Annotated in this window: 25 protein-coding genes; 9 read left to right on the forward strand and 16 right to left on the reverse strand. The window is 29.3% G+C overall.

Features of this window, described 5'->3' with window-relative positions:
* Positions 1-2: 2 nt before the first annotated feature.
* Positions 3-560, reverse strand: a complete 558-nt coding sequence (locus DW911_RS02070; protein WP_158575430.1) for a DUF308 domain-containing protein — start codon at positions 558-560, stop codon at positions 3-5.
* A gap of 215 nt (positions 561-775) precedes the next feature.
* Here DW911_RS02070 and DW911_RS02075 point away from each other — a divergent pair, with 215 nt between their 5' ends.
* Positions 776-2122: a radical SAM protein gene (locus DW911_RS02075; protein ID WP_118607399.1), complete on the forward strand. Its 1347-nt coding sequence runs from the start codon at positions 776-778 to the stop codon at positions 2120-2122.
* Between the two features lie 39 nt (positions 2123-2161).
* Here the strand turns inward: DW911_RS02075 and DW911_RS02080 are convergent, their stop codons facing one another.
* From DW911_RS02080 to DW911_RS02115, 8 genes are all read right to left on the reverse strand, one after another.
* Positions 2162-2692 (reverse strand): TetR/AcrR family transcriptional regulator, encoded by a 531-nt coding sequence (locus tag DW911_RS02080; RefSeq protein WP_118432996.1) that lies wholly within the window; start codon positions 2690-2692, stop codon positions 2162-2164.
* 9 nt (positions 2693-2701) lie between these two features.
* Positions 2702-3541 carry a mechanosensitive ion channel family protein gene (locus tag DW911_RS02085; RefSeq protein WP_118432995.1) on the reverse strand — a complete coding sequence of 280 codons (840 nt, stop codon included), beginning with the start codon at positions 3539-3541 and terminating at the stop codon, positions 2702-2704.
* 8 nt (positions 3542-3549) lie between these two features.
* Positions 3550-3774, reverse strand: coding sequence for a hypothetical protein (locus DW911_RS02090; protein ID WP_118432994.1), 225 nt, complete (start codon positions 3772-3774; stop codon positions 3550-3552).
* Position 3775: 1 nt separating this feature from the next.
* Positions 3776-5110: a tRNA uridine-5-carboxymethylaminomethyl(34) synthesis GTPase MnmE gene (gene mnmE, locus DW911_RS02095; protein WP_118432993.1), complete on the reverse strand. Its 1335-nt coding sequence runs from the start codon at positions 5108-5110 to the stop codon at positions 3776-3778.
* Positions 5111-5211: 101 nt separating this feature from the next.
* On the reverse strand, positions 5212-5910 hold the full coding sequence (locus DW911_RS02100; RefSeq protein ID WP_118432992.1) for an amino acid ABC transporter permease: 699 nt from the start codon (positions 5908-5910) through the stop codon (positions 5212-5214).
* Entirely contained in the window at positions 5900-6634 is a 735-nt protein-coding gene (locus DW911_RS02105) for an amino acid ABC transporter permease (RefSeq protein ID WP_118607400.1), read from the reverse strand. The genes DW911_RS02100 and DW911_RS02105 overlap by 11 nt, the downstream gene beginning before the upstream one ends.
* 6 nt (positions 6635-6640) lie before the next feature.
* Positions 6641-7576, reverse strand: coding sequence for a transporter substrate-binding domain-containing protein (locus DW911_RS02110; protein ID WP_118607401.1), 936 nt, complete (start codon positions 7574-7576; stop codon positions 6641-6643).
* A 10-nt stretch (positions 7577-7586) separates the two neighbouring features.
* Positions 7587-8312, reverse strand: a complete 726-nt coding sequence (locus tag DW911_RS02115) for an amino acid ABC transporter ATP-binding protein (protein WP_118432989.1) — start codon at positions 8310-8312, stop codon at positions 7587-7589.
* 260 nt (positions 8313-8572) lie between these two features.
* Between DW911_RS02115 and DW911_RS02120 the strand changes: the two genes are divergently transcribed.
* Positions 8573-9490 carry a ketopantoate reductase family protein gene (locus DW911_RS02120; protein WP_118607402.1) on the forward strand — a complete coding sequence of 306 codons (918 nt, stop codon included), beginning with the start codon at positions 8573-8575 and terminating at the stop codon, positions 9488-9490.
* Between the two features lie 15 nt (positions 9491-9505).
* Here DW911_RS02120 and DW911_RS02125 read toward each other — a convergent pair whose 3' ends face one another.
* The 7 genes from DW911_RS02125 to rpmH form a co-directional block, all read right to left on the reverse strand.
* Positions 9506-10684, reverse strand: a complete 1179-nt coding sequence (locus tag DW911_RS02125) for a MalY/PatB family protein (protein ID WP_118607403.1) — start codon at positions 10682-10684, stop codon at positions 9506-9508.
* Positions 10685-10700: 16 nt separating this feature from the next.
* The gene (locus DW911_RS02130) at positions 10701-11120 is read right to left on the reverse strand and encodes a GNAT family N-acetyltransferase (protein WP_118432986.1); all 420 of its coding nucleotides are present in this window, start codon (positions 11118-11120) and stop codon (positions 10701-10703) included.
* Positions 11117-12304, reverse strand: a complete 1188-nt coding sequence (locus tag DW911_RS02135; protein WP_118607404.1) for an aminotransferase-like domain-containing protein — start codon at positions 12302-12304, stop codon at positions 11117-11119. The genes DW911_RS02130 and DW911_RS02135 overlap by 4 nt, the downstream gene beginning before the upstream one ends.
* Before the next feature lie 125 nt (positions 12305-12429).
* On the reverse strand, positions 12430-13029 hold the full coding sequence (locus DW911_RS02140) for a Jag family protein (protein ID WP_118432984.1): 600 nt from the start codon (positions 13027-13029) through the stop codon (positions 12430-12432).
* Between the two features lie 11 nt (positions 13030-13040).
* Positions 13041-13949 (reverse strand): YidC/Oxa1 family membrane protein insertase, encoded by a 909-nt coding sequence (locus DW911_RS02145; RefSeq protein WP_118607405.1) that lies wholly within the window; start codon positions 13947-13949, stop codon positions 13041-13043.
* Positions 13927-14289, reverse strand: a complete 363-nt coding sequence (rnpA, locus tag DW911_RS02150; RefSeq protein WP_118432982.1) for a ribonuclease P protein component — start codon at positions 14287-14289, stop codon at positions 13927-13929. Before rnpA ends, DW911_RS02145 begins: the two co-directional genes overlap by 23 nt.
* A 41-nt stretch (positions 14290-14330) precedes the next feature.
* A complete protein-coding gene (rpmH, locus tag DW911_RS02155) occupies positions 14331-14465 on the reverse strand; it encodes a 50S ribosomal protein L34 (protein WP_118432981.1) in 135 nt (44 codons plus the stop codon).
* 479 nt (positions 14466-14944) lie between these two features.
* Here rpmH and dnaA point away from each other — a divergent pair, with 479 nt between their 5' ends.
* The 7 genes from dnaA to DW911_RS02190 all read left to right on the forward strand — a co-directional run bounded on the left by dnaA (position 14945) and on the right by DW911_RS02190 (position 23759).
* Positions 14945-16285 (forward strand): chromosomal replication initiator protein DnaA, encoded by a 1341-nt coding sequence (gene dnaA, locus DW911_RS02160; protein WP_118607406.1) that lies wholly within the window; start codon positions 14945-14947, stop codon positions 16283-16285.
* 134 nt (positions 16286-16419) lie between these two features.
* On the forward strand, positions 16420-17529 hold the full coding sequence (dnaN, locus tag DW911_RS02165) for a DNA polymerase III subunit beta (RefSeq protein ID WP_118432979.1): 1110 nt from the start codon (positions 16420-16422) through the stop codon (positions 17527-17529).
* Between the two features lie 180 nt (positions 17530-17709).
* Positions 17710-17922, forward strand: coding sequence for an RNA-binding S4 domain-containing protein (locus DW911_RS02170; protein WP_118432978.1), 213 nt, complete (start codon positions 17710-17712; stop codon positions 17920-17922).
* The gene (gene recF / locus DW911_RS02175; protein WP_118432977.1) at positions 17912-18994 is read left to right on the forward strand and encodes a DNA replication/repair protein RecF; all 1083 of its coding nucleotides are present in this window, start codon (positions 17912-17914) and stop codon (positions 18992-18994) included. Before DW911_RS02170 ends, recF begins: the two co-directional genes overlap by 11 nt.
* Positions 18994-20922 (forward strand): DNA topoisomerase (ATP-hydrolyzing) subunit B, encoded by a 1929-nt coding sequence (gene gyrB / locus DW911_RS02180; RefSeq protein ID WP_118432976.1) that lies wholly within the window; start codon positions 18994-18996, stop codon positions 20920-20922. The genes recF and gyrB overlap by 1 nt, the downstream gene beginning before the upstream one ends.
* Positions 20923-20936: 14 nt before the next feature.
* Positions 20937-23390, forward strand: coding sequence for a DNA gyrase subunit A (gyrA, locus tag DW911_RS02185; RefSeq protein ID WP_118607407.1), 2454 nt, complete (start codon positions 20937-20939; stop codon positions 23388-23390).
* A gap of 15 nt (positions 23391-23405) precedes the next feature.
* A complete protein-coding gene (locus tag DW911_RS02190) occupies positions 23406-23759 on the forward strand; it encodes a DUF4186 domain-containing protein (RefSeq protein ID WP_118432974.1) in 354 nt (117 codons plus the stop codon).
* Positions 23760-23779 lie beyond the last annotated feature (20 nt).

The raw sequence follows: 23779 nt of genomic DNA on the forward strand, positions 1-23779 counted from the left end.
GTTTATTCTATAAGGTTTTTATATTTTCTTACAATATGACTTAAACGCCCTACAATAATTAAATTCATTACACCATAAATAACTAATAATCCCCCAATAACATAAGAAACTGACATAATCGTATCAGGTGCCATAAAGAATAATACAATACCACAAATAATAACAATCCAAGATAATAAATAATCTATTTTAAATGTTTCTTGTATAAAGGATCTCATAAATACATAGGCTTCTAAACAATAGATACCATCAATAATAATAAAGAGACTTAACATATATGAAAATAAAATTGTCATCGCTGAAATATGTGTCAAAATAAATATTCCAATTACACATTTTATAATCCCATTTAATAATGTACTTGTAAGAAAGAAAGGTTCTAACCAAGAATGATAATAATAAACTAAATCTATCATTCCTTTTACAACAATATATATACCACAAATCATTGTAATGATTGTAAAAGAGTCATGAGGATTTACAATAAATAATAAACCTATTATCAAAGCAAGAATCGCATTCATTGCAAAACTCATTTTAATTTTATTTAATGTTTTCATTTTAAACATCTCCTTCTACTTTTAATATAGTCTTTTTTATTCAAGATGAAATAGATAATTTTAATGAAATAACTAAAATTTAGACAATCAGTATTAAAATGTCTAATTTTTGGTTATATTCGTTTTTTTGTCTATTGTTGTTATTTTAAATATGACTATAAAATAGTCATGTAAAAAGAAATAATTCATATAATGATGTTTGAGGAGGAGTTAACATGAATGCATCAAATACTATCAAAAAATACGGATTAGAAAAAGCTTTTCAATATATTTATAAAGATCCTGAACATAATATGATGAAAATTATGGATTGGGTTGATCGTTTTGCTGGCAATGAATCTGAATCACAAAGAAAAATGGTACGTGAAGCCATGAATAATCCTGATCATCCTTATTATTCATTTATTAGAAAAATTATTAATGATGTTGATCCTCATGTCATGCAAACACTTGCTAGTAATTTCTTTATTAATGCAGGTATTGATGGTTGGAAAAAACAAGAAGCATGTCGTAAAAAATATCAATGTAATATTCCTTGGACTATTTTATTAGATCCTACTTCTGCTTGTAATTTACATTGTACTGGTTGTTGGGCTGCTGAATATGGAAACAAATTAAATCTCTCTTTTGATGAAATTGATGATATTATCAATCAAGGTAAAAAGCTTGGTATTTATATGTATATTTATACTGGTGGTGAACCCCTGGTTAAAAAGAAAGATATCATTCAATTATGTAAAAAACATGATGATTGTATCTTCTTATGTTTTACTAATGCAACTTTAATTGATGAAGCATTTGCTGATGAAATGTTAGAAGTAGGAAATTTTGTTCCTGCTATTTCTATTGAAGGATTTGAAAAAGCTACAGATGATCGTCGTGGTGCAGGAGTCTATCAAAAAGTTATCAAAGCCATGAAATTACTTCATGATAAAAAATTAGTTTTTGGTATTTCATCTTGTTACACCAGTGCAAACTTTGAATCTATAACATCTGAAGAATTTTATGATAGTTTAATTGAAATGGGAGCCTACTTTATTTGGTATTTCCATTATATGCCAGTAGGTAATGATGCTGCCCCTGAACTTATGCCTACTCCTAAGCAAAGAAAAGAAACATATGAACGTATTCGTCATTACCGTGCTACTAAACCATTGTTTGCTATGGATTTTCAAAATGATGCTGAATATGTAGGTGGATGTATTGCTGGAGGTCGTCGTTATTTACATATTAATGCTCATGGAGATATTGATCCTTGTGTTTTTGTTCATTATTCTGACTCTAATATTCGTGAAAAAACATTACTTGAAGCTTTACAATCACCTATGTTAATGGCTTATCATCAAAATCAACCATTTAATAAAAATATGTTACAACCATGCCCCATGTTAGAAAATCCTCAAATGTTAAGAAAAATGGTACATGATACACATGCTCAGTCAACTGATTTACAATCTCTAGAATCAGTAGACCATTTATGTAGTAAATGTGATGAATATGCTAAAAACTGGGAACCTGTTGCTGAGGAATTATGGAATAATAACAAAGAAGATTCAATTTAAGATGACTCCTTAAATTGAATCTTCTTTGTTTGTATTTAACTATTGCCTAGGAAATCTTTCAAATAATTGACATATATTTTTAACAAATAATGATAAGTCATAATTTGTATCACTTTCTAACCAATCTAAAATAATACCTATTAATAGACATTTATATAGATGAACGATCATTTCCTTTTCTTGATTTGATATGGATATATAATGTGAATCTTGTTTCATGTATAAACGAACAACATGATAAGCCAAATGATCCGTATAACGCATAAAGTCATCTCTTTGAGATGAGAAATAAAGGTGTTTAAATGCTTCTTTACGTTTTATAAATTCTTCTGTTAGCGGAATTAAACATGTCAACGGTGAACCAAATTCATAATGTGTTTCGATGACTTCATCAACCCATCTTTTTACACTTTGTTGAGCTAAAGTAGGGATATCTTGAAAATGGTAATAAAACGTATTGCGATTAACTTCACAGCGTTCCACAATATTTTGAACTGTTATTTTATTAAATGGTTTTTCTTCTAATAATTGCCAAAATGATTCTATGATAGCTTCCTCTGTTCTGTTCATTTATTTACCTCATTCTTTATTAATGACTTCCATATGGGGATAAGGAATTTCAATTCCTGCTTGATTAAACTCATGAATAATTTCTTTTCTTAAATCAGATAACATATTAAAACCGGTAATATTATTTTTAGAATGAATTGTTGCTCTTAAAGCAATACCACTATCTTTAAAATCAATAATATGTACAGCAACTTTAGGTGCTCCCTTTCGTTTTTCTGCCTTTGTTCTACCATCTATTGATAATGGATGGGCTTCAGCTAATTTTTGAATAATAGAAATAGCTTGATCAATATCACTTTCATAAGCAATATCCACAAACAAATGGTTAGCTTTTGTACGTTCTACCTGACTAATATTTTCTATCACTTCTTTATTCATAATTGTATTAGGAATAATGACTTGTGTCTTTTCTAAAGTTTCAATTACTGTATGTCTTAAACTGACATCAATGACTTTACCAGAGATATTTTGTTGTGGTAAATGAACAAAGTCTCCCTCTTTAAATGGTTTATAAGAAATAACCATTAACCCATTAATTAAATTACTTGCTGCTTCTTGACTGGCCAACCCAATCACGACTGCTAAGATTCCTCCTGAAGCAAGTAAAGCTTTAGCTAAAGAACTTAAAGCCTTAATCTCTCCTGAAATAATCGCAATCATAATAAATACAATAATTGTTTTTTTCATTCTCATTTGCGTATTATGATTTTCTGGCCATTTCTTACAAATAAATCGATTACATAATTTATTGATTCCAAAAATAATAACACTTGCAAATAAGATAGCCATTAAACCATTGATCATCCCATTAACAAATAATCCATCAATTTGATTATAAATATTAATCATAACTTCACCTACTTCTTTGATAAATAATATTTAGATAATAAATACAAGACAACACTTTGAAGCGCTGATACAATAAAAATCATCATACATGCATAAGTAATCCAATACAAAATCGTATTTCCTGTATTAATAGCATTAATAATGATAAAAATGATAAAACTCATAATAGCTAGATTTCTTAAATATTTAAAAAATCTTAAAAAGCGATAACCTATTGCTTGATTTGTTTTCATCTTATTTACCTATGCAGAATCTTTTAAAGAGTTCATCTAAAAGATCCTCTTTTGCCTGCTCTCCTAATATTTCTTTTAAGTTTTCCCAACTGTCATATAAATCTTCAACAATTAAATCTGTTGGAATAGATTGATGCATAGCATCAATCGCTATTTGTAAAGATTGTTTTGCTTTTTCTAATAATTGAATTTGTCTAGCATTAGCTAAAATATCTTCAGTACCTGAAGTAATTTTACCTAAAGCAAACATTTCTTTCATTTTATCAATGAGTGGTTGAATATGATTTTGTTTAGCACTGATAGTAATACCATCTAAATCATTATTGGTTCCTTGATCTTCTTTATTTAAAACAATAATTCTTGTTGTATCTTTTGATAATTCTAATAATTCTTCATCCTCCTTAGTTAAAGGCTTTGAACCATCAATCACTAATAAAACAAGATCAGCTCTTTTAATAAGTTCTTTAGACTTATTAACCCCGATACTTTCTACTACATCATTGGTTTCCCTAATTCCTGCAGTATCAATCATATTTAACACAATATTATCTAAACGAATTGATCCTTCTACAATATCTCTTGTTGTTCCAGCAATATCAGTCACAATTGCTTTATCTTCTTGTAATAAAGCATTAAGTAAACTTGATTTCCCTACATTGGGTCTACCAATAATCACGGTAGAAATACCATCTTTTAATAAATGAACATTTTTAGAAGCATCTATAATTTTATCCATCTTAGCTTGTAATTGTTCACTGCGTGGTAAGAGTTTTTGTGCTGTTAATTCTTCAACATCTTCATATTCAGGATAATCAATATTGACTTCTATTTGGGTAATAATTTGAATTAAATCTTCTCTTAAGTCTTCAATAAAATGACTAATATTTCCTTGAATTCCCTTTAAAGCTAACTCACTGGCATAATCATTTTTAGCACTAATCAAATCACTAATTGCTTCAGCCTGTGATAAATCAATTCGCCCATTTAAAAAGGCTCTTTTGGAAAATTCCCCACGCTGGGCTAATCTAGCACCATATTTTAAACATACATTTAATACTTTTTGAGTAATAAAAATACCACCATGACAGTTTATTTCTACCATTTCTTCACCCGTAAAAGTCTTTTTACCACGATAAATATTAACGAGAACTTCATCTACTTTTTTCCCTTGATCTTGAATATAACCATAAGTAATGGTATGACTTTCTTTATTTATTATTTTTCCCGTAAAAAATTGTTGAACAAATTCAATACTTCCTTTACCAGACAATCTTATCAGTGAGATTGCTGCTTCTAAACGTGATGTAGCTATCGCTACAATGATATCTTCATTCATTTAAAAACCGCCTTTCTTCAAAAGATTATAACTTATTTATATATTAATATACAATAAAAAAATACATCTCTTACTTTGGTGTTTAAGTAAGAGATGTAGGATTAATTCAAGGCTTGTTTTAATTTATATTTCTTATTTTTCTTTCTTTTATCTGATGATAAATATCTGACAAGACATGATAGTAAGAAATTAACAATGAAGTATACTAAGACAATAATAGCATAACATGCGATTTTATCTTGTACAGTAATATAATTTGCCATCACTGCTCTTGCTTGATACATAAAATCTGCAATAGCAATGGTACTTAAATAAGATGTATCTTTAATAATAGTAATAAGAGTTGAAAGTAATTGAGGAATCAACATTTTTACTGCTTGAGGAATAATAATATATCTTAATGTTTGTACAAAAGTAAATCCTTGTGATTGAGCTGCTTCAAATTGACCAACGGGAATAGAGTTAATACCGGAACGAATTTGTTCACATAATATGGAAGCAAAGAAACATACAAACATGGCAATAACAGCAGTATAGGGTTGGATCCCAAAGGCTCTTGTAAGAGCAAATCTAGCAAATAACAACCATAATAATAAAGGTGTATTTCTAAATATTTCAACATAAATAATAACTAACGATTTAATGATTTTAGAACCATAATTTCTAGCAATCGCTAATATTAAACCTAAGATAAAACTAAGAAGAATATTGATTATCGAAAATTGTAATGTAAGTAATAAACCTTTAAGTAAATAATTAATATTAGCGGATGTTAAGATATGGGAAAAACTATGAAGCATTCTCAACACCTCCTGGTATTTTTTCTTTTCTTACTTTTTTAACTTTTTTTGTAGCATATCCTTCTTTAACCTTGTTTTCTAAATAACGAGATAAACAAGTTAAAGGATAACAAGCAATAAAGTAAATCATAGCGGCAATAATATAAGCAGGTCCACAATGTCCTGAATAAGATGTCCATACTTCTGCTTGATACATCAAATCAGCTACAGCAATACATTGTAAAATTGATGAATTTTTGACAATCCCTACAATTTGAGTTGTAAGTGATGGCACCATTTTTCTTAAAGCTTGTGGTAAAATAATATAACGCATTGTATCTACATAACTAAATCCTTGTGATAACGCTGCTTCACTTTGTCCTTTAGGTATTGATTCAATACCAGAACGAACAATTTCACACATATAAGCTCCATGATAAACTCCTAAAACAATTGTTCCTATTGTCATAGCGTCAACTGTTTTACCAAAGATATAAGGAGAAAAAGCATATAAGAAGAATAATAATATTAAAATTGGCGTGTTTTGGAACAATTCAACAAAGGCTCTTGATATTCCTTTTAATAGAATATGTTTACTTGTTCCCATTAAACCTAGGATAACACCAATGATTAAGGAAATGATCATCGCAAATAAGGATGCGACTAAACTAACTTTTAGAAAAGATCCAATAAATGCTGGTAATTGCCCTAATGCATCTGAAAACCCTGATAATAAGATTTGCATAAGCTTTTACTCACTTTTTCCATGATGATATGGACCATATTTTAAATCTAAATCAGTTGGTGCTTTTTGTGAAGGATATCCACAAGCTTTAAACCATTTATTCATTTGTCCTGATTTCCAGAATTTTTTAATTTCAGATTGAATAAAGGCTGTAAATTCTTTATCTTCTCCATCTGTCGCTGTTTTATAACGAGTGATAATACCTAAAGGTTGTGGTTCAAAATTATCTCCTACAGTTTCACCTAAGATTTCATATTTATTTGTTTTATAAGCAAATAATTGCGTATAATCACAACAATATCCATCTACCACTCCTGAATCTAATGCGATTAAAACTTCATCATTCGTATTAAATTCTTTAAATTCAACATTGTTTTCAAAATTAGTTAAACCTAATGTTTCTTTAGCGTATTTAATTAAGGCATCTTTAGATGTTGTTCCTAAAAGAACCCCAATAATAACTTTAGACCCTTTATCTTTAAATCCTTTAACCCCTGTTGGAAAAGCCCCTTTCTTTGTCATAACAGATACTGGATCATTAAAGTATGAACTAGAGAAGTTCCATGATTTGGCTCTTTCTTGTGTAATTGTTACACTTGCTGCTGAAAAATCTAATGTTCCTTCATCTAACATAGATGTACGTGTTTTAGCGTTAACCTTAGTAAAATCTACATCTATTTTATCTACTTTTTCTTTCTTGGCGATATCTTTAGCGATTTGTTCGCTTATCATGATTTCTAAACCATCTAGTTTACCGGTTTTAGTATTTTCTAAAGCGAAACCTAATTTATTTTCTGATACCCCTACTTTTAATGTTCCTCTTGATGCAATTTGTTCTAAAACTGATCCCCCTGAACTACTTGAACTACTACATCCAACAATAGATAACATCATTACTCCTACTGTGATTCCTGTTGCTAATTTTTTAGTCCACTTCATCATATTTTCCCCCTTAATTTCTAATAATTTTACTTAAAAAGTCTTTAGCTCGATCAGTTTTAGGATGAGCAAAGAATTCTTTAGGTGTTCCCTCTTCAATGACTTGACCATCATCCATAAAAATGACTCGATCTGCAACGGCTTCTGCAAACCCCATTTCATGGGTTACACAAATCATTGTAATATTTTCTTTAGCTAGATTGACCATGACATCTAATACCTCTTGAACCATTTCTGGATCTAGAGCACTTGTTGGTTCATCAAATAAAATAATTTTTGATTTTGTACATAATGCTCTGGCAATAGCGACTCTTTGTTGTTGACCACCAGATAATTCTTCTGGATATGCATGAGCTTTATTAGCGAGACCAACTTTTTCTAGCATCTGCAATCCTAATTCTTCAGCATCCCACTTACTCATCTTTTTGAGTTTCATTGGTGCTAATGTTAAATTATCTAAAACTGTCATATGTGGATAAAGATTAAACTGTTGAAATACCATTGAGATATTATCTCTGACTAATCTTGTTCTGGTTTTCTTTGTCATTTCTTCACCGTTAATAAAAATCCTTCCTTCTGTTGGTTCTTCTAAAAAATTAACACAACGAATAGTTGTTGATTTACCTGAACCAGAAGGACCTAAGATAACAAGTTTTTCCCCTTCTTTAACACGTATATTGACATTTTTTAAAACATGATTGTCTCCAAAATATTTATCGACCCCTTCTATTTTAATCATGTTATCACCCCTCTTTTTTTTATTTAAGTTCATTATACAAGAGGAAATTATTTTGTCAATAATTATTTATCACTTTGATAAATGATTATAACATTAATTATTATATTTATACTAATCTATATCTTTATGATCCTCATTATCCTTTATGTTGCTTGATATAGCTTATTTTTATTATATAGATAATATTTTATTAAAATGATAATTAGTTGTTAATACATACTGATTATGATATACTTTTCGATAAATAAAGGAGGGAGAAAATGGAAATTAAAAAAATAGGTTTAATTGGCTTAGGGGCTATAGGCTCTTCTTTAGCAGTATCTTTTCATACTTATTTTAAGGACCAATTTTATATTATTGCTGGGGGAAGCCGTAAAGAACGTCTAGCAAAGGGTGTAAGTATTAATAATCAAGTTTATCAGTTTAACTTTATTGAACCTCAAAATGATGAACCTTTAGATTTAATTATGATTTGTACTAAATTTAACCATTTACCAAGTGTTATTGAAGATATTAAAAATCATGTGAGTGATCATACAAAAATTATTTCTTTTTTAAATGGTGTAACATCTGAAGGTATTTTGATTGACGCTTTTGGTAAAGATAAGGTTATTTATGGCTTTACCCGTATTTCTGCTGTAAATATTGATCATCAAATCGTTTATAAAAATAGTGGTACTTATTATTTTGGTCATCCTAAAAACACCATTATGCAAGATGATATTAAAGCCATTGATCAGCTCTTCACTGCCGCTCATATTCATCATGAAATACCAGAAGATATGTTAGCTCATCAATGGTTTAAATATTATTGTAATGTAAGTGAAAACCAAGTCAGTGCTGTCTTAGATATTCCTTTTGGAGCATGGAAGGTAAGCGATGATGCTGATCACTTACGAATGATGGCTGGTCATGAGGTTTACTTAATAGCTAAAGCGAAAGGGATTGATATTAAACAAGAGTGGATTGATCAACAAAGAGCATTATTATCCCGTATTCCTTATGATAATGTTTGTTCAATGGTTCAAGATTTAAGACAAAAAAGACATAGTGAAGTAGATATGTTTTCTAAGGAAGTCATGAAAATGGGGAAAGAATTAAATATTCCTACTCCTGTTAATGAAACACTTTATCATATGATTAAAGTATTAGAAGCCAAAAATGATGGCGATATATAAAAAAATCGAGATATGTTATCTCGATTTTTCCTTATACGCTATTAATAATTGTTGGCATACTTTTTCTAATTGTGAGCTGGGCAAAGCTAAGTTAAACCTTTCAAATCCTGCTCCCCCAGTACCAAAAATATATCCTTCATCTAACCATAGATGCGCTTTATGTAACATAAATTCTTCCAATTCTTGATGTGTCATATTCATGGCTGTAAAATCTATCCAAGCTAAATATAAGCCCTCATGATCCATCATTTTTATTTCTGGCATATTTGTTTTTAAAAATTGATCTAGATAGATAAAATTATCATTAATATATTCTAACATTTCATCTACCCATAATTCACATTCATTATAGGCACTCATACAAGCAACCATACCAAATAATTGGGGATCATTAATACCATTAGCTTCCTTGACTTCTATAAATTGTTTTCTCATATTTTCATTTGCGATAATGATGTTGGAAGTTTGTAATCCGGCAAGATTAAATGTTTTACTAGGTGCAGTACAAATAATAGAAAAGTCTTTAAATGATTCATCAACATTATAAAATGGGACATGTTCATGATCACCAAATACAAAATCTTGATGTATTTCATCAACAATCACTTTGACTTGATATTTTTTACAAATCATGCCAATTTGATAGAGTTCTTCTTGCGTATAAACTTTACCAACAGGATTATGAGGATTACATAAAATCATAAGCTTGACATCATTTTCTTTTATTTTTGTCTCTAAATCTTCTAAGTCTATTTCATAATGATTTTCTTTTCTTACAAGTGGACATTCTACAAGTTTTCTTTTATTTAATTCAATTGAAAAATCAAAAGGATGATATACTGGTTTAAACACTAAAACAGCATCATCTACTTGGCTATAGGCTTGAACAGCAATTTTTAAAGCAGTAACAACCCCTGGCGTAAGCACTATCCAATCTTTATCTACTTTGAATTGATGTCTTCTTTCCATCCAGCTTATGATAGCTTCATGATAACTTTCAGGAATAGTCGCATACCCGTATATTCCATGCCTCACACATTTTTCAATCGCTTTTTCAATGGGTTGAGCTACTTTAAAATCCATATCCGCTACCCATAATGGAATTAAACGATCATCATTTATTTCCTCAGGTTGACTATCCCACTTTGCACAATAACTCTTTTTTCTATCAATGATTTCATCAAAATTAACCATAACTATTCCCTCTTTTTTATAATATTAAGTCTCGATAATATAAATCATCTCTTATTTTAAAGTTCATTTTTTCCCAAAAGGCATTACCCAATTGGTTATCCTTATAAACAACTAAGTTTACTTTTGTAATTTTTAGTTTTCTTAATTGTTTTATTGTGTGTAATACTAATCTTCTAGCTATTCCTTGTCCTTGATATGCCTCATCAATCATCACATGATAAAGAGTGACTCTTCTGCCATCATAACCCGCAAGCAATGTACCAATAATTTTATTTTGACTTTTAACTACAAAACATGTTTGTGGATTACGATGTAAGAATACTAAAAATCCATCATATGAATCATCAATATGGTGAATACCAATACCTGGCTGATTATTCCATAACTGTATTATTTCTTGATAATCAGATTCTTTTATACTATTGATAGTTATCATGATTGATATAATTGATGGGTGATTTCACCTAGCATTGTAATCCCTTTTACTATTTGTTCTGGTGGTTCACTGGTAAATGATAATCTAAAGCCCCTATTAGAATAATCGGTACTAAAACAACTTCCGGGTACAATCGCAATATGCTTTTTCAAAGCTTCATCTAAAAATTGATCAGCATTAATAGCTTCAGGTAAAGTAAACCATACAAACATTCCTCCATCCGGTGCATGGAAATCAATACTTGGATGGAACGTTTCTTTCATTGTTTCTATCATTAATGTACTTTTTTCTTTATAAATATGACTTACTTTTTTAATATGTTCTTCCATATCTACTGTATTTAAGAATTTTGTAATGATATATTGAGACCAGTTAGTCGCAGCTCCTGCACTGGCTCCTTTCATTGTTGCAAATTTATCTACGATTTCTTTATTAGCCACTACCGTTCCAATACGGATACCTGGTGAAATGATTTTTGATAAACTAGCAAGATATACAACAATATTTTCAGTATCAAATGATTTAATAGATGGTACCATTTCTCCTTTGAATCTTAATGTTCCATAAGGATTATCTTCAAGTATTAATACCCCATACTTGACACATAAATCATAAATTGCTTTTCTTTTTTCTAAAGAAGTTGTAATACATGTTGGATTTTGAAAAGTTGGAATAATATACAACAATTTAGGTGTAGGCTTAGTTTGGAATGCTTTCTCTAGTAGTTCTAGATTTAAACCATCTTTTTCTAATGGCACCCCTATTAATTTTGCATTATTACTTTTAAATCCATTTAACGCTCCTACAAAACTAGGATCTTCTACAACAATGGTATCTCCTTCATCACAAAATACTTTAGCAGCCATTTCTAGTCCTTCCCCTGAACCAGAAGTAATCATAATATCATCTTCCTCTTTAACAAGAGGTTCTAATGAATTAAAGAATTGTTTTACTGATTTAACTAAGCCTGGATAGGCTGGTTTCATCGCATATTGTAAGATTTCATAAGCATCTTCATCTAATATTTCATTTGATAATTTTTTGATTGTCTCGACATCAAATGTTTTTTTATCAGGAAAACCTGGTGAAAAGTTAATCATATCATCTCCTGCTGCTTTAATTAAAACATCTCTAATCATACTTGGTGTAAATTGATCAAATCTTTTTGAAAACTGATATTTCATAAATAATCCCCCTTTTATTATGTTGTTAGTATTATAACAAAGTAAATAAAATAATCAATAATTATTTATTACTATGAGACATATTTATTACATAAGGGTATTAAAAAAACCGCATAAGCGGTTTTCTATTCTACATATGAAATTGTCATGTATCGGTTTTTACCTTCACCTTTTGATTCAGTCTTTAAGTGTTCCATCTTAGCGATTTCTTGATGCATCACTTTTCTTTCATCTGCAGGCATTGGGTCTAATTTTAAATCTGTTTTTGTTCTTAAGACTGTTTTTCCAAAGCGTCTTGCCATAGCTGCTACTTTTTTATAACGTTCTTCTTTATAACCATTAATATCAACACTTAATTCAATTCTTTTCTTAAAAGTAGTTTGTACTGCATTTTTAACAATCAAATTAATTGCTCTTAAAATAACTCCTGCTTTTCCAATAAGAATAGAATTATGATCAGTATTAATATTACAATAAATACGACCATCTTGAACATAAGAAACAGTTTCTACTTCAAATTCCATATCAGTTAAAATCTTTCTGATATAGTCTTCAATATATTGTTGAACCATTGGTATTGTCCAACAAGCAATTTCTGCTTTTTTTGTAAATAAACCTTTTGTTTCTAATGTTACTTCATAATTTAATTGATCTGTGGTAACTCCTAAATCCTGACAAGCATGATTAATTGCATCTTGTACTGTTTTTCCAGAATAAGTTTTCATTATGTCACCTTCTATTTATTTTGTCTTTTTGTTAGATAATTTGTATCAGCTTGATCTACTTCTTTTTGTGCTCTTTCAACATGATGTACATAAATATACCAAGTTCTTACAACGTTAATAATATTCGTTGTAATCCAATATAATGACATGGCTGATGGCATAATGGCAGCAAAATAAATAATAAATACTGTCATAAAGTTATTCATCATGTTCATTGATTTCATTTGTTGACTTGGACGATAACGTGGGTTACGTTTAGCCATAATTTCATTAATCTTCATAGCGAAGAATTGTGTTGCTGCAACAACAACTAATAATAAAATATAAGCAATATCAAACTTGAAGATATGATCCATAGGTTTATCACCTAAATTGAATCCAAAGAATGTTGTTTGATATAAAATTTGAATACGTTGAACTGCTTGCCACATTGCTAACATAATAGGTAATGTTAAGAATGTCGCAAATGATGACATCATACTAATATCATGTTTTTTATAAAGATTTTGAATTTCACTGCTCATACGCATTTGTGAAGTTTGATCTTTACGTCCTTGATATTTACGTTGAATCTTTTCAATTTCTGGTTGAATTAATTGCATCTTTTGAGTAGATACAGTTGATTTAATCATAATTGGTAATGTAATAATATTGATAATGATTGTGACAATCACAACCCCAATCGCTACATTTCCAAGTAAACTATCTCCTAAATATAAAATCCCTTTAGCAATCGGAATAACTAATAAGAAATCAAACCATCCTTTACTAAATGTCCAAGGAGTATTAAGTGTGATTCCTCTACCCTTAATTAATTGACCGCTACTGTCTAAGTTTTGTGTACACCCTGTAAGAACTGCCACAAATAAAACTAAACAAATAATCTTAAGATATTTTTTAGTTTTGTTGTCTAATACCATTCTTGCCTACCGTCCTTTTTTCTATTTTTGAATAAAGATAAGTAAGTTCTGATAAATTCTTATGATAGTCATACTTTAAGAAATTTTTTCTTACAATAATTATATAATCATAACTTTGATTAAAATCGAAAACTTCTTGAACCATCATTCTTACTTGTCTCTTTATTTTATTACGAACTACTGCATTTCCTAATTTCTTACTTACTGAAAGACCTACACGTCCATGATCAATAGTGTTTTGACTTTTATAAATAATAAAACATCGATTAGAAAGACTATTTTTCTTAGCAATAATCTTACTAAAATCTTCATTTTTTCTTACTCTAAGTTCTTTTTTCATATAGTTTTAGAAAAAAAACCCACCGTAAAGTGGATTTTTGATTAAGCAGATAATACTTTTCTTCCTCTTTTACGGCGACGTGCGATGACTTTTCTTCCTCCTACAGTTGCCATTCTAGCTCTAAAACCATGAGTTTTTGATCTTTTTCTTTTATTTGGTTGATATGTTCTTTTCATTAATTACACCTCCAAAATTTTATTTACTTTTATACAAATAACATATGCCCTACTATTTTATATGGTTTAGCGGTTTAAGTCAATGTCAAAATCAAATATTTCCCTATTTTCTCTACTTTTTTTCATTTTTAGTTCTATTTTGCGTTTAATTTATGCACTTATAATCTCACAAGTTATTCCCTATATGAATTAATATAGTCACATAGGTGCAAAACTTAAAATTATGTCTATATATGTTTCTTTTTTGTTGTGAACATGTTGTGGACACTACAAATGACTTCATATCTTGCGCTCTATTTTCACATTCACACCTATTCCATGTGCACACCAAAAGTTGTGAATAAAGTGAATAACTGGTGAAATAAGCATAGATATTCAATATTTTTGTGAATAGAATTGTGAATGAAGTGTGGCTTTGTTTTTTTACCTTTTATTTTCATATTTTTCTTTATATAATGAGTTCGTTAAGGGGTGAAAATATGCACGATTTATCAACTATTTGGCAATCAGCCATTGATTCGCTAGAAAAAAATCATATAGTTGACGATAACATTTGGTTAGATACATATTTTAGACCAGCTACTTTAGAAGAAGTTGATGAAGATAAAGTCATTATTACAACAGAATTTGATTGGAATAAACAACCTATATTAGAAAAGAAGGTAGAAATTGAATCTATTTTATCAAATTCATTTTCTAAACCTGTTCATATCGAAGTTATGGCTAAAGGTGATTATCAAAAGAAAGTCCAAAGAACAAAAGTTCACTTTAAAGATAATCTTCGTCCTGACTTAACATTTGATAATTTTGTTGTTGGAAGTTGTAACCGTATGGCGCAAAATGCGGCCTTACTTGTTTCTAGTAATCCAGGTAATAACTTTAATCCTTTATTTATATATAGTAATCCTGGTCTAGGTAAAACACATTTATTAAATGCGATTGGAAATTACGCTAAAAAGAAGAATCCTGATTTAAGAGTTTATTATGTTACTTCAAAGGATTTCGTAGATGAAATTATTTCAGCAATGAAAACAAATAAATCTGATCAGTTATATGAAAGATATAAATCTATTGATATTCTATTAATTGATGATATTCAATTCTTATTTGGTAAAGAGAAAAGTAGTGAAATGTTCTTCCATATCTTCAATGAAATTATTAATAATAACCGTCAAATCGTTATTACCAGTGATAAAATGCCTGAAGATTTACAAGGAATTGAAGATCGTTTAATCAGCCGTTTTAAATCAGGGTTATCTTTTGGAATAGATCCACCTGAATTTGAAACAGCTAAAGCTATTTTAGAAAAGAAAATAGAAAACTTAGATAATTCTTCTCTTAAAATTAATGAGGATGTTATTGATTTTATGGTTATGAATTACTGTAATGATATTCGTAGTCTAGAAGGACAATTAAAGAGATTAATTTTCTGTTCTATTATGAACAATACTGATTATGTAGATATGGATTTTGCATCAGAAATCTTTAAAGATCAAAAAATGACGAAAAAACCTAAAGAAGAATTAACTTCGGAATATATCTTAAAAACAACTGCTGAATTCTATTATTTAACAATTTCTCAGTTAACATCTAAAAATAGGACCCAAAAGTTAACAACACCTAGAGAAATATGTATGTATTTAATAAGAGAACTATTAGACATTACATTTAATGAAATAGGAATGATTTTTTCTAACCGTGATCATTCAACTATTATGAAAGCTTGTAAAAGAGTTGAAACAAAAATAAAAAAAGATAAAGATTATAAATTAGCTATTGATAAACTAAAACAAAAGTTAGGCACAAACCAACAAAGTTAACCACAAGTTTATCCACATAACGTCCACATAGAAAACATTGATTAAATCTACGTTTTTTACGATTGTTCACGTTATGCACACACTAATAATAGTAATAACTTTTTTATAAATTATAAATATAAAGGAGAAAAATGATGCATTTTAAAATTAAAAGAATTAAATTATTAAATGCTTTATCAAAAGCAACCAAAGCTGTTTCTGTTAGAAGTCCGTTACCGGTTCTTACAGGAATTAAATTTGATTTATTAGAAAATCGTTTAGTGCTTACAGGTAGTGATAGTGATTTAACAATTCAAACAGTCATTAATGAAGATGATGATTTAGAAATTATTGAAGAAGGATCTGTTGTTTTAAGTAGTCGCTATATTTTAGATATTGTAAGAAAGATTAATAGTGATGATATTGAAATTGAAATTATTGATGGTTTACTTACAAGAATTAAAGGTAATCAAATTGAATATAGTTTAAATGGTACTGACGCTATTGATTATCCTCGTATTGATTTAAGTAAAACAGGTACTCATTTTATTATGAATGCTCTTCATTTAAAGAACATTATCAGTGAAACTAAATTTGCTGCAAGTGATAAAGAAAATAAACCTATTTTAACAGGAATTAACTTTAAAGCTAAAAACAATACGTTAGAATGTGTTGCTACTGACAGTTATCGTTTAGCTAAAAAGATCATTTCTTTAGATGAAGATGTCACTTTCAATATTACAATCCCTAAACTAAGTTTAGATGAAATTAGTAAAATTATTGAAAAAGATGAAGACATTGAATTATATGTTTCTGATCGTAAAGTATTATTTGTTTTTGATCAAAATATTATTCAAACCCGTTTAATTGATGGATCTTATCCAGATACTGCACGTTTAATTCCAGATCATTTTGATTATGAATTAGATATTGATACTGTAGATATTTTAAATGCGATTGATCGTGTATCTTTATTATCAAATGAACAAAATAACATTATTAAATTAGATTTATCTAGTGATAAAGTCATGTTATCTTCTTACCAACAAGAAATTGGTTCGGTGGAAGAAAATTTATCTACTTCTTTCTATAAAGGAGAACCTTTAAGTATTTCATTTAGTTGTAAATATGCTAGTGACGCTATTAAATCATTTAAAGGTACTAAAATTCGTATTTTATTAACAGGTGAAATGAAACCATTTATTATTAAAGATATTGAAAAAGATGATCTTATTCAATTAGTCTTACCTGTTAGAACTTATTAAGAAAGCATTTTGCTTTCTTTTTATATTTCATTGTTTTTTTTAGATTTAAGCAATTTTTAATAAAAATGATATAAACATATCATTTTTTATTTTTTACGTTATAACGCTTTATTTTTTGAGTTTTTTAAAAATTGTGCTATAATTAAGGAGTATAATTATAAATAAAAGAAGAGGTCAATCATGAAAGAAATACAAATTAGAGATGAATATATTACTCTAGGCCAATTTGTTAAATTTGTTGGGATTGTTGGTAGTGGTCTAGATGCAAAGATGATTATTAATGATGGTTTAGTTAAAGTAAACGGTGAAGTAGAAACAAGAAGGGGAAGAAAACTTTATCGTGGTGACAAGATTCAATATGATAAAGATACTTATGTAATTAATGAGGATTAATTCTTTAGAACTTGTTCAGTTTAGAAATTATCATCATTTTTTTATTGAGTTTCATCAGGGAATTAATATTCTTATTGGTGATAATGCTCAGGGGAAAACGAATTTAATCGAAGCTATATATTTATTATCGGTTTGTAAATCGTTTCGAACACATATTAATGATCAAATGATTCAATTTGATCATGATTTTGCAAGAGTAAAAGGAAATATTTTTGCAAATAATAAACAACATCTTTTAGAAGTTGTTTTATCCAAAGAATTTAAAAAAGCAAAAGTTGATCAAAAAGATATTTTAAAAATAAGTGATTATGTAGGATATTTAAATGTTGTGGTCTTTGTACCAGAAGATCTTTCTTTAGTTAAAGGATCACCTAGTATAAGAAGAAAATTTCTAGATTTAGAACTTTCTAAAATATCACCCATTTATGTTTTTCATCTGACTAAATATAATAAATTATTAAAAGAAAGAAACCAGTATTTAAAGTTACTCGCTAAAAATAATGGTTCGTATGATGATTATTTATTAGTTTTGGATGAACAGTTAGCTAAAATTCAAATTGAAATTATGAGGAAGAGAATAGAATTTATTCATTCTTTATCTCAATATTATCAAGCAATTTATCCACAAATATCTTCTAAAGATGAAACTGTTGATATTGAGTATGGTTGTTTTATTAAAGAATTAAATGAAGATCATATTTTAAATCTTTATAAAAAAGCATTTCATCGTGATTTAAAGTATCAACAGACACATTATGGAATTCATAAAGATGATCTAAAAATATATATTGATCATAAAATTGCAGGGCAATTTGCTTCTCAAGGACAACAGCGTTCTATTGTTTTAAGTTTGAAGATTGCTTTAATTTATCTAATTAAAGCAGAGATTGGAGAATTTCCCGTTCTTTTATTAGATGATGTTTTAAGTGAATTAGATCCTATTCGTAAAACGAATTTATTAAATATATTAAATGATAAAATACAAACTTTTATTACGACCACTTCCATTGATGATATTCATCATGAAGTGATTCAATTAGCTAAAAAGATTTATATTAAGGAGGAAAAATAATGGCAGAAGAAAACAAAGTAGAACATAGTTATGATGAGTCTGACATTCAAGTCTTAGAAGGTTTAGAAGCTGTAAGAAAAAGACCAGGGATGTATATTGGGACAACATCTTCAAGAGGGTTACATCATTTAGTATGGGAAATTGTTGATAACTCAATTGATGAAGCTTTAGCGGGATATGCAAGCCATATTCAAGTTGTACTTAAAGATGATGATGTTGTAGAAGTCATAGATGATGGTCGTGGGATGCCAACTGGAAAACATCCAAAGACTGGTAAATCTACAGTAGAAACTATTTTTACAGTGTTACATGCCGGAGGTAAATTCGGTGGTGGCGGATATAAGGTATCTGGTGGTTTACATGGGGTAGGTGCCAGTGTTGTTAATGCCTTATCATCTTGGCTAGAAGTACATGTTTATCGTGAAGGAAAAGAATATTATCAAAGATTTGAAAATGGGGGAACACCAGTTTTTCCATTAAAAGAAGTAGGATCAACTGATAAACAGGGAACATCGGTTACTTTTAAAGCAGATGCTAGTATTTTTCAAGAAACAACAGTTTATGATTATGAAGTTTTAAGACAAAGAATAAGAGAATTAGCTTTCTTAAATAAAGGGTTACGTATTAGTTTAATTGATCAAAGAGATCATCAAGATCGTAAGCATGTTTATCATTATGAGGGTGGAATTAAAGAATATGTTGAATTTATTAATAAAAATAAAACCCCTATTCATAATGATGTTATTTATGTAGAAGATATTCAAAATGATATTAAGATTGAAGTAGGAATGCAATATAATGATGGTTATCAATCAAATATCTACTCATTCTGTAATAATATTAATACTCACGAAGGGGGAACGCATGAAGAAGGTTTCCGTTTAGCCCTAACAAGAGTTATTAATAACTACGCTAGAAATCATAATTTCTTAAAAGAAAAAGATGATGCTTTAAGTGGAGATGATGTAAGAGAAGGATTAACAGCCATTATTTCGGTTAAACATCCTGATCCTCAATATGAAGGACAAACAAAAACTAAATTAGGAAATGCAGAAGTAAGAAAGATTGCTTCAAATATTATTTCTAAATCATTAGAAAAATTCTTATTAGAAAATCCCGATACAGCTAAAATTATTATGGATAAAGCGATTGTGGCTTCACGTGCTCGTTTAGCAGCTAAAAAAGCACGTGAAATGACAAGAAGAAAAACGGGAATGGAAGTAACAGCTTTACCCGGAAAACTTGCAGATTGTTCAAGTAGAGATGCGAGTGAATGCGAAATCTTTATAGTCGAAGGGGATTCCGCTGGTGGTAGTGCTAAAATGGGACGTGATCGTCGTATTCAAGCTATCTTACCATTACGTGGAAAAATCTTAAATGTTGAAAAAGCAAGATTAGATCGTGTTTTATCAAGTGATACGATTAGAAGTATGATTACGGCTTTTGGTACGGGTATTGGTGAAGATTTTGATATCAATAAATTAAGATATCATAAGATTGTTATTATGACCGATGCCGATGTCGATGGTGGGCATATTCGTATTTTAATGTTAACGTTCTTATATCGTTATTTAAGACCACTTATTGAACAAGGATTTGTTTATGCAGCGCAACCACCACTTTATTTATTAAAGCATGGTAAAGATGATCACTATTTATATAGTGATGAAGAATTAGAAGATTTAAAAACAAAATTAGGTGAAAATGCGAAGTATTCAATTCAACGTTATAAAGGTTTAGGAGAAATGAATGCTGATCAGTTATGGGAAACAACAATGGATCCAGAACATCGTATTTTAAATCAAATTGATTTAGATGAAGCTGTTGAAGCAGATATGATATTTGATGTTTTAATGGGTGAAAAAGTTGAACCTCGACGTGAATTTATTCAAGAAAACGCTAAGTACGTTACAGACTTAGATATTTAATAAAGGAGTAGAGTATGGAAAATAATAACCAACGTGGTATTAGAAAAGTTAAATTAACATCTGAAATGAAATATTCCTTCATGCAATATGCAATGTCTGTTATTGTTGCGCGTGCTTTGCCAGATGTTAGAGATGGTATGAAACCTGTTCAAAGAAGAATTATTCATGGAATGAATGAACTGGGATGTTATAGCGATAAAGCCTATAAAAAATCAGCTCGTATTGTTGGGGAAGTAATGGGGAAATATCACCCTCATGGTGACTCTTCAATTTATGAAGCATTAGTAAGAATGGCTCAAGATTTTAGTTATCGTTATATGCTTGTTGATGGACATGGTAACTTTGGTTCCATTGACGGCGATGGTGCTGCAGCCATGCGTTATACTGAAGCCAGAATGTCAAAAATCTCAATGGAATTAGTAAGAGATATTAATAAAGATACAATTGATTTTATTCCAAACTATGATGGTGAAGAAAAAGAACCATCAGTATTACCTTGTCGTATTCCTAACTTATTGATTAATGGATCAACAGGAATTGCAGTAGGGATGGCGACGAATATTCCACCACACAATTTAAATGAAGTTGTGGACGCTATTATTGCAGTGAGTGAAAATCCTGATATTAGTATTTTGGATTTAATGGAAAATTATTTACATGGACCTGATTTCCCTACTGGAGGATATATTTTAGGTAAAAGTGCCATTAAAAAAGCCTATGAAACTGGTAATGGATTAATTGTGATGCGTGCTAAAACTGAAATTGAAGAACATAAAGGAAAACCTCGTATTGTAGTTAATGAAATTCCTTATCAGGTTAATAAAGCAAGATTACATGAAAAGATTTCACAATTAGCTCGTGATAAAGTTGTTGAAGGAATTACAGATGTTCGTGATGAATCAAATAGAGAAGGAATTCGTTTAGTTATTGAGTTAAAGCGAGATGTTCAAGCAGAAGTTGTATTAAATCAGTTATATAAACTTACTTCTTTACAAACAACATTTGGAGTTAACAGTATTGCTTTAGTTAACAATGAGCCTAAAACATTAAATATTAAAGAATTAATTACTTTATATTTAGAACATCAAGAAGAAGTAATTCGTCGTCGTACACAATTTGAATTAAATAAAGCGGAAGCGAGAGCGCATATTTTAGAAGGTTTAAAAATTGCTTTAGACCATATTGACGCTATTATTAATTTAATTCGTTCTAGTCGTACAACAGAAGAAGTACAAAATAGATTGATGGAAGAATTTAATTTATCTGATCGTCAAGCACGTGCTATTCGTGAAATGCAATTACAACGTTTGGCAGGTTTGGAAAGACAAAAGATTGAAGATGAATTAACTGAAATTTTAAAAGTGATTGCTGATTTAAAAGATATTTTAGCTAATCAATCTCGTATTTTAGATATTATTAAAACAGAATTAATTGAAGTGAAAAATAAATATGGTGATGCTCGTCGTACTGAAATTATTCAAGGTACTTTTGATATTGAAGATGAAGATTTAATTCCGGTTGAAGATATTATTATTTCACTTACAAATAATGGTTATGTAAAGAGAATGCCAGTAGATACTTATAAATCTCAAAATAGAGGTGGTCGTGGTATCAAAGGTATGGCAACGAACAATGATGACATTGTAAGTAGTTTAATTCATATGTCTACGCATGATGATTTATTATTCTTTACTAATAAAGGTAAGGTATATCGTTTAAAAGGATATAATATTCCTGAATTTGGTAGAACAGCTAAAGGATTACCGGTTGTTAATTTATTGAATTTAGATAAAGATGAAAGTGTTAAATCAATGATTAACATTGATAAAAAGGATATTCAAGAACAACCAGAACAATATTTATTCTTTGTTACAGAAAAAGGTTTAGTAAAACGTGTCGCTATTGATGAGTTTGAAAATATTAGACAAACTGGTAAGATTGCGATCAAGTTAAAAGAAGAGGATCAATTAGTTAATGTTAAATTAACTCAAGGTCATGATGAAGTTCTTATTGCAGCAAGTAATGGAAAACTTGTTCGTTTTAATGAAGAAAATGTAAGACCAATGGGTAGAAGTGCCAGTGGAGTTAGAGGAATCAATGTTGATGGTTCTAAAGTTATTGGTATGACAACTGATAAAGAAGGAAAACTTATCATGGTTGTTACAGAAAAAGGATATGGTAAGATGTCACCAATAGATGAATATCGTTTATCTAACCGTGGTGGTAAAGGTGTTAAAACAATTAATGTTACTGAACGTAATGGTGATATTGTCGCTATTAGAGCTGTTAATGGTGATGAAGATTTATTAATTATTACTAATGATGGTATTGTCATTCGTTTACCAATGGAACAAGTTAAAACAGCAGGACGTGCTACTCAAGGGGTACGTTTAATTAAAGTTCATGATAGTCAAGTCTCTTCGGTAGAAGTTGTAGAAAAAACGAAAGAAGGTGAAGAAGAAGCTTAAGCTTCTTCTTTGTTTATGAATGATTATGATGATATTTTAAATCGTCTATCTCATTCTCGTTTTAGAAGTTCATTTCATTTAAAACCTAAAGATAAACAATATGTTATTGATAAAGGCTATGATGTGATTGAAAGTCATGCTCATGATTTTATTGCTAAAAGATTAGCACCGGCAGTTATTAAAAATGATGGTAAACAGACACCAATGAAAAACCATCCAGTTTTTATAGCTCAACATGCAACAGCATGTTGTTGCCGACAGTGTTTGATGAAATGGCATCATATTCCTTCAGGTGTTCAATTAACATCTCATCAACAAGATATGATTGTTGGACTGATTATGGAATGGATCAAGAGAGAAATGAGATAAATAATTGAATAAAGATAGTG

Source organism: Erysipelatoclostridium sp. AM42-17 (genome assembly GCF_003480255.1).
Taxonomy (GTDB): Bacteria; Bacillota_I; Bacilli_A; order Erysipelotrichales; family Coprobacillaceae; genus Faecalibacillus.

Coding starts and splice junctions, on each gene's coding strand:
- rnpA (WP_118432982.1), bottom strand. CDS start 14,289: ATGAAAAAAGAACTTAGAGTAAGAAAAAATGAAGATTTTAGTAAGATT.
- gyrB (WP_118432976.1), top strand. CDS start 18,994: ATGGCAGAAGAAAACAAAGTAGAACATAGTTATGATGAGTCTGACATT.
- recF (WP_118432977.1), top strand. CDS start 17,912: ATGAGGATTAATTCTTTAGAACTTGTTCAGTTTAGAAATTATCATCAT.
- DW911_RS02075 (WP_118607399.1), top strand. CDS start 776: ATGAATGCATCAAATACTATCAAAAAATACGGATTAGAAAAAGCTTTT.
- dnaA (WP_118607406.1), top strand. CDS start 14,945: ATGCACGATTTATCAACTATTTGGCAATCAGCCATTGATTCGCTAGAA.
- DW911_RS02080 (WP_118432996.1), bottom strand. CDS start 2,692: ATGAACAGAACAGAGGAAGCTATCATAGAATCATTTTGGCAATTATTA.
- DW911_RS02130 (WP_118432986.1), bottom strand. CDS start 11,120: ATGATAACTATCAATAGTATAAAAGAATCTGATTATCAAGAAATAATA.
- DW911_RS02115 (WP_118432989.1), bottom strand. CDS start 8,312: ATGATTAAAATAGAAGGGGTCGATAAATATTTTGGAGACAATCATGTT.
- DW911_RS02070 (WP_158575430.1), bottom strand. CDS start 560: ATGAAAACATTAAATAAAATTAAAATGAGTTTTGCAATGAATGCGATT.
- dnaN (WP_118432979.1), top strand. CDS start 16,420: ATGCATTTTAAAATTAAAAGAATTAAATTATTAAATGCTTTATCAAAA.
- DW911_RS02100 (WP_118432992.1), bottom strand. CDS start 5,910: ATGCTTCATAGTTTTTCCCATATCTTAACATCCGCTAATATTAATTAT.
- DW911_RS02190 (WP_118432974.1), top strand. CDS start 23,406: ATGAATGATTATGATGATATTTTAAATCGTCTATCTCATTCTCGTTTT.
- DW911_RS02120 (WP_118607402.1), top strand. CDS start 8,573: ATGGAAATTAAAAAAATAGGTTTAATTGGCTTAGGGGCTATAGGCTCT.
- DW911_RS02085 (WP_118432995.1), bottom strand. CDS start 3,541: ATGATTAATATTTATAATCAAATTGATGGATTATTTGTTAATGGGATG.
- gyrA (WP_118607407.1), top strand. CDS start 20,937: ATGGAAAATAATAACCAACGTGGTATTAGAAAAGTTAAATTAACATCT.
- DW911_RS02105 (WP_118607400.1), bottom strand. CDS start 6,634: ATGCAAATCTTATTATCAGGGTTTTCAGATGCATTAGGGCAATTACCA.
- DW911_RS02140 (WP_118432984.1), bottom strand. CDS start 13,029: ATGAAAACTTATTCTGGAAAAACAGTACAAGATGCAATTAATCATGCT.
- DW911_RS02135 (WP_118607404.1), bottom strand. CDS start 12,304: ATGAAATATCAGTTTTCAAAAAGATTTGATCAATTTACACCAAGTATG.
- DW911_RS02145 (WP_118607405.1), bottom strand. CDS start 13,949: ATGGTATTAGACAACAAAACTAAAAAATATCTTAAGATTATTTGTTTA.
- DW911_RS02090 (WP_118432994.1), bottom strand. CDS start 3,774: ATGAAAACAAATCAAGCAATAGGTTATCGCTTTTTAAGATTTTTTAAA.
- DW911_RS02125 (WP_118607403.1), bottom strand. CDS start 10,684: ATGGTTAATTTTGATGAAATCATTGATAGAAAAAAGAGTTATTGTGCA.
- mnmE (WP_118432993.1), bottom strand. CDS start 5,110: ATGAATGAAGATATCATTGTAGCGATAGCTACATCACGTTTAGAAGCA.
- rpmH (WP_118432981.1), bottom strand. CDS start 14,465: ATGAAAAGAACATATCAACCAAATAAAAGAAAAAGATCAAAAACTCAT.
- DW911_RS02170 (WP_118432978.1), top strand. CDS start 17,710: ATGAAAGAAATACAAATTAGAGATGAATATATTACTCTAGGCCAATTT.
- DW911_RS02110 (WP_118607401.1), bottom strand. CDS start 7,576: ATGATGAAGTGGACTAAAAAATTAGCAACAGGAATCACAGTAGGAGTA.